The organism is uncultured Gimesia sp., assembly GCF_937919775.1.
Taxonomy (GTDB): domain Bacteria; phylum Planctomycetota; class Planctomycetia; order Planctomycetales; family Planctomycetaceae; genus Gimesia.
In genome coordinates this window covers 1-6,220 of sequence record NZ_CALFPF010000563.1, presented here as the reverse complement: position 1 = coordinate 6,220, position 6,220 = coordinate 1, and the positions used below count along the sequence as shown (strand labels likewise).

The 6,220-nt window shown below is 50.4% G+C and carries 2 protein-coding genes; both read left to right on the top strand.

Annotated elements, in window-relative coordinates:
* The first annotated feature begins 192 nt into the window (after positions 1–192).
* Positions 193–3,117 carry a c-type cytochrome gene (locus Q0294_RS16215; RefSeq protein ID WP_299467536.1) on the top strand — a complete coding sequence of 975 codons (2,925 nt, stop codon included), beginning with the start codon at positions 193–195 and terminating at the stop codon, positions 3,115–3,117.
* A gap of 143 nt (positions 3,118–3,260) precedes the next feature.
* Positions 3,261–6,220, top strand: a 2,960-nt coding sequence (locus Q0294_RS16210; RefSeq protein ID WP_299467534.1) for a PSD1 and planctomycete cytochrome C domain-containing protein, incomplete at its 3' end; no start/stop codon positions are given.

The window sequence follows — 6,220 nt, the reverse complement described above, 5'->3', positions numbered from 1 at the left end:
CGCATCAACTACCTGTTATCATGGAAAATAGATATATTCGGCGGTTCAGGTTTCAATTAATAAGACCTTCCTGTTTTGTTGACTGGTTTGAAAAGGGGTTCTTTGGTTTCTCCGTATTTCTCTGGCCGGCAACGTACAATTCAAGCCTGTCACATTACACTATCCATTTGGCATCGGAGCAGGGGCAGCGACGTGATTCAAGCATTCAAAACTTTGTGTATTGCCGTGAGTGCGGTACTGGTTTCTCAATCGTTATTGGCGGACGATTCCAGTAAACCACAGTCAACCCTGACATGGACTTTTACTGAGAACGATCATGGTTGGACAGCTTACAATGATTGTACTCTCTCCGTCAAAGAGAAAATGCTGCAGGTAAACAGTACAGGCAAAGACCCGCACTTTGGTCGTGATCTCAAATCGGACGCTGGCTGGAAAAAAGTCAAGCTCCGGCTGCGATCTCCCAAACGCCTGAAAGGCGAAATCTACTGGAAAACACAAAAGGATAACGCCTACGCCGACCAGCGATCCGAAAAGTTTGAAACACGGCCCATTAATAGTGATTGGCAGGACGTCGCCTTTGTCTTTTACGCCGACTCGGAATTGACGGGATTACGCATCGATCCTGCCAGTCAAAAAGGTCTGATCGAAATAGAATCGATTTCTCTGGGAAATACGAGTGCTCCGCCTTCAGCGATGGCAACCCCCGTTGATCAGATCAAATTGCTGAAAGACTTCAAAATCGAATTACTGTATTCGGTACCAACGGAAGAACAGGGATCCTGGGTCAGCATGACGATTGACCCCAAAGGACGTTTGATCGCTTCAGATCAGTATGGTGCGTTATATAGGATCACACCTGCCAAAATCGGTTCCACAACAAATGACACTCAAGTCGAAAAACTGCCCGTCGATATGGGCATGGCGCATGGCCTGCTGTATGCGTTTGACAGTCTGTATGCAGTCGTGAATGGCGGCAAAGAACGGCCTTCCGGCTTGTACCGACTGAAAGATACCAATGGTGATGATCAGTTTGATGAAGTGAAATTTTTGAGAGAAATCAAGGGGGCCGGCGAACATGGTCCACATGCCATTATTCTTTCTCCCGATAAAAAATCACTGTATATCGCCGCCGGTAATCATACCGATCTGCCTGAACCGGAAAAATCATTGGTCCCACGCAATTGGGATGAAGACCTGCTGCTGCCACGTCTGTGGGATGCCCGTGGTCATGCCGCCGGTAAACTGGCGCCGGGGGGCTGGATCTGTCGGACCGATCCCGAAGGCAAAGAATTTGAAGTGATCAGTATCGGTTTTCGAAATGAATACGACATCGCCTTCAATCCCGAAGGGGAACTGTTTACGTATGATGCCGACATGGAATGGGATGTCGGGTCTCCCTGGTACCGTCCGACACGTGTGAATCACGTCACCAGCGGCAGTGAATTCGGCTGGCGTTCCGGAACCGGAAAATGGCCCGATTATTATCCCGACAGTCTGCCTGCGATTGTGAATATCGGACAGGGATCTCCTACCGGGATTGTGTTTGGAACGGGCACGAAGTTTCCGGCAAAGTATCAGGAATCACTGTTCATTTCCGACTGGAGCTACGGCATTATTTATGCCGTGCATATGAAGCCACAAGGAGCCTCTTACGTCGCCACTTATGAAAAGTTTGCTTCTGCGACTCCGTTGCCGGTGACCGATCTGGTTGTGAATCCGGTGGATGGTGCATTTTACTTTACAATTGGTGGAAGAAAAACGCAGTCCGGCTTGTATCGTATTACTTATGCTGGTGATGAATCAACGGCTCCTGCAGAGCCCGCCCCCGGTGAATGGACACGCCTGCGAGAGCTGCGCCGTGATCTGGAAGCCTTTCATGGTCAGCAGGGCGAAATGATCGTCTATTCTGTGTGGCCTTATCTGGGGCATGAAGATCGACACATTCGCTATGCGGCTCGAATTGCCCTCGAACACCAGCCGGTCGAACAATGGCAGAATTGTGTACTGTTGGAAAAAGATCCTGCTACTCTGATTACGGCAGGTATCGCCTTGGCTCGCAATGGAAAACCGGCATTTAAAACACCGTTGCTGAATGCACTGAAAAGCCTTGACTGGAAAACATTAACGGCGACACAGAAGATGGATCTGTTACGGCTCTATCAACTGGTATTTATCCGGTTGGGAAAACCAACAGAAATGGAACGTCAAAACATTTTCGCTCAAATTAATGGTGCCTACCCAGCCCGGAATTCCTTTATGAACCGCGAGTTAAGCCAGGTTCTGGCGTTCCTGGATGCTCCCAAAGTCATCGAGCGAACTTTGGAACTGCAGGAGCATGCTTTGACACAGGAAGAGCAGATCCATTATGCCAAAGTGCTCAGCAGTATTACCGCCGGTTGGAACGATGAACTCCGCAAGAAATACTTTGAGTGGTATCTGAAGGCAACAGCCCACAAAGGGGGTATGTCGTTCAATAAGTTCCTGGTCAATATTCGTGCAGAAGCCATCAAAACGCTGACGGATCAGGAGAAAGAAACACTCAAGCCGATTCTGGATATCAATCTGGAAAAATCGGAACCAATCGCAGAAGGTCCGCCTCGTCCCTTTGTCCAGAAGTGGACTGTCGATGAATTATTAGATGCAGCAAATCACGATAAGGTCCAGCGCAACTTTGAGCGGGGGCGGGAAATGTTTGCCGCCGGTGCCTGTTTCAAATGTCATCGCTTTGCCGGTGAAGGGGGGACGATTGGCCCCGATCTGACGGGAGCCGGAGGACGCTTCAATGCGCAAAACCTGTTAGAATCGATTATAGAACCCTCCAAAGTGATTTCCGACCAGTATGCGTCCACGATGTTTATTCTGGATGATGGCCGAATCGTGAATGGACGCGTCATCAATCTCAACGGTAAAAACATGATGGTGCTGACCGATATGACCAATCCCAGTAATCTGACGAATGTTGATCGGGATACCGTTGAGGAAATGATGCCTTCCAAGTCATCCATGATGCCCACAGGACTCGTGGATACGTTGACCAAAGAAGAAGCGTTGGACTTACTGGCCTATTTGCGATCGGGTGGAAATCCTGATCATGAACTGTTTCAAAAGAAGGACTAGTTCTTCTCTGGATTGTGTTGTGAGAGAGTAAAACTGGTCACGGGGATTAACCTGATTCCTGCGGAACTGATTTGTGTGTCATCAAACATCTTCCGCAGGAAACGCACCCGTTTGCATTGAATCTACAATGCTGAGGTAAGGTTATGCAGTCTGAATCTAAGAGGTATGAAGTACTGCAGCGCAGCTGCCGTTGGTTGATTGTTGTGTCGGCTGTTCTATTGAGCGGTCATGGATTGACAATCGTCTCCCGCGCAGAAAAACCGATAACGCCAACCAGTGATCCCCCGTCCCGAAGAATCTCATTTCTGAAGGACATCCAGCCGATTCTGGCTTCCCGCTGTTTGAAGTGTCATGGTCCTGATGCAGAGAAACGGGAAGCGGAGTTTCGGATCGATACACGGGAGGGTTTGTTTAAAGACTTGGGGGACAAGACAGCTGTCGTTGTACCTCACAATCTGAAATCCAGCGCGTTATTCGAACGGATCACGACTTCCGATGTGGATTTGAGGATGCCTCCCCCCGATTCCAAAATGGAATTGACGAGTGAGCAAATTCAAAAAATTCGACAGTGGATTGAACAGGGGGCAACTTATGAAGAACATTGGGCCTTTAAAAAACCGGTTCGATCTCCGCTGCCCGATGTCAAAGACCAGCAATGGCCACGCAACTCCATCGATTATTTTATTCTGTCACGTCTGGAGCAGGCAGGATTGACTCCGGCTCCCTCGGCAGACCCTTATCAATTGGTCAGACGGGTTTATCTTGATCTGACCGGTCTGCCTCCTACTCCCGAGCAGGCAGACGCCTATGTGAATGATACTCGCGCAGATGCTTACGAACGTCTGGTGGATCAATTACTCGACTCACCACATTACGGAGAGCACTGGGCTCGTTACTGGCTGGATCTGGCCCGTTTCGCCGATACCAACGGTTACGAAAAAGATCGTCCCCGCTCGGTCTGGCCTTATCGTGACTGGGTGATTCAGTCGATCAATGACGATATGAGCTTCCAGCAATTTACAATCGAACAATTTGCGGGCGACTTGCTGCCGGAACCTACGTTGCAACAGAAAATCGCCACGGGTTTTCATCGCAATACACTCTGGAATGAAGAGGGGGGCATTGATGTCGAAGAGTTTCGCTTTGCCTCGATTATCGATCGTGTGAGTACCACCGGAACAATCTGGCTGGGGCTGACGGTCGGTTGTGCCCAGTGTCATACTCATAAGTACGATCCAATTCAGCAGCGCGAGTTTTATCAGTTATTCGCGTTTCTCAATAATGCGGACGAACCAGAATTAACCGTGCCTGATGCCGGCATCACAAAACAGCGTCAGGAAATTCAGCAGCAAATCACCGCTTCGAAAGAGAAACTCAAATCAGAGTGGCTGACGCAGTGTGACAAGAAAACGGAAACAGAAAAACGAGCGCATTTTCAACAGGAATTTCAGGCCTGGATCTCAAAGAACCGCAAACAGGCCCATCACTGGAAGCCCCTGCATGCGACTCAATTAAAAGCTCTGAATCGGGCCACCTTAACTGCGCTGGAAGATGGTTCGGTGCTGGCCAGCGGCGATCGTCCTAATAATGACACCTATATCGCCGCTTATCCCATTCAGGAGTCTCAGCAGGTTACGGCAATCAGGCTGGAAGTACTGCCGCACGACAGTCTGCCTGATCGCGGACCGGGTAGGGCTTCATTTCAGGCGGCCGCCGTTGTGGGGCACAAAGGCGATTTCATGCTCAGTGAATTCGAGGTGAGTCTGAAATCCGGCAGTGACAAGGATGCGAAAATACGGCGACTGATCTTAAAAAATGCGACGGAGGATTTTGCTCCCGAAAATACGTCGGCTGCGAAAACGATAGACGGGACTCTGGATACCGGGTGGAAAATTACGGGACAGATCGGAAAGCCGCATCAATGCGTTTACGAACTGGAACAACCGCTGACGCTGCAGGCGGGTGATCAATTGATTGTGACCTTGAAGCAGCAGTATATTCATGAAATGACGCTCGGCTGCTTTCGGATTTCAGTGACATCTGACAAAAGCCCGGTAGCCGCGTCCGAAGTTCCTGCAGAAATCGAATCAATTCTGCTGTTGCGTGAGGGAGACTGGTCTGTAGAACAGAAAATGCAGGTCGAACAGCATTTTCTGATGACAACTCCGGAACTCAAGGCACAGCAGGAGCAAATTCAAACGCTGCAGAAGTCAATTCCGGAACAGCCAACAACGCTCGTCCTGCAGGAACGTTTGCCACAACATCAACGCGTGACTCGCTTGCACCACCGCGGCGAATATTTAAAACCGGGCGACATCGTTCAGCCGGGCACACTGGGACGGTTTCATACGTTGCCTGAACAGGCTCCGCCGAACCGCTTGACATTGGCACGCTGGCTCGTGGATCCGGAAAATCCGCTTGTCGGAAGAGTGGTCGTCAATCGCTGGTGGCAGGCGTTATTCGGAACGGGCATTGTCAGGACTTCGGAAGATTTCGGGACCCAGGCTTCGCCTCCCACACATCCCGAATTGCTCGATTGGCTGGCAACCGAATTCATTCAGAACGGCTGGTCGCGCAAAAAACTGTTACGTTTGATAGTGACGAGCGCCACATATCGCCAGTCTTCGCACGTCACGCCGGAAAAACTGGCCCGCGATCCGCAGAACAGTCTGTTATCGCGCGGGCCGCGCGTCCGATTGGCTGCTGAAGTTGTCAGAGATTCTGCTCTCACTGCCAGCGGATTGTTGACCCGAAAAATCGGCGGCCCCAGTGTGTTCCCCCCTCAACCGGCAGGAGTGACTGCGTTGTCTTATGGGACTCTGGCCTGGAACGAGAGTACTGGCGCCGATCGTTATCGCCGCGGCCTGTATACATTCATTAAAAGAACAACCCCTTATGCGACGTTTGGTTTGTTTGATGCCCCCAGCCGCGAGGCGTGTGTCGTCAGGCGGAGTCGCAGTAATACGCCGTTGCAGGCACTGACTCTCTTAAATGATGTGGTATTCATGGAAGTAGCAGTCGAACTGGGAAAGAAGACAACCCTGTCAGATGAGCAAAGTCCGCAACAGCGGGCGACAACCTTATTTCGTAGAGTTTTAACCCG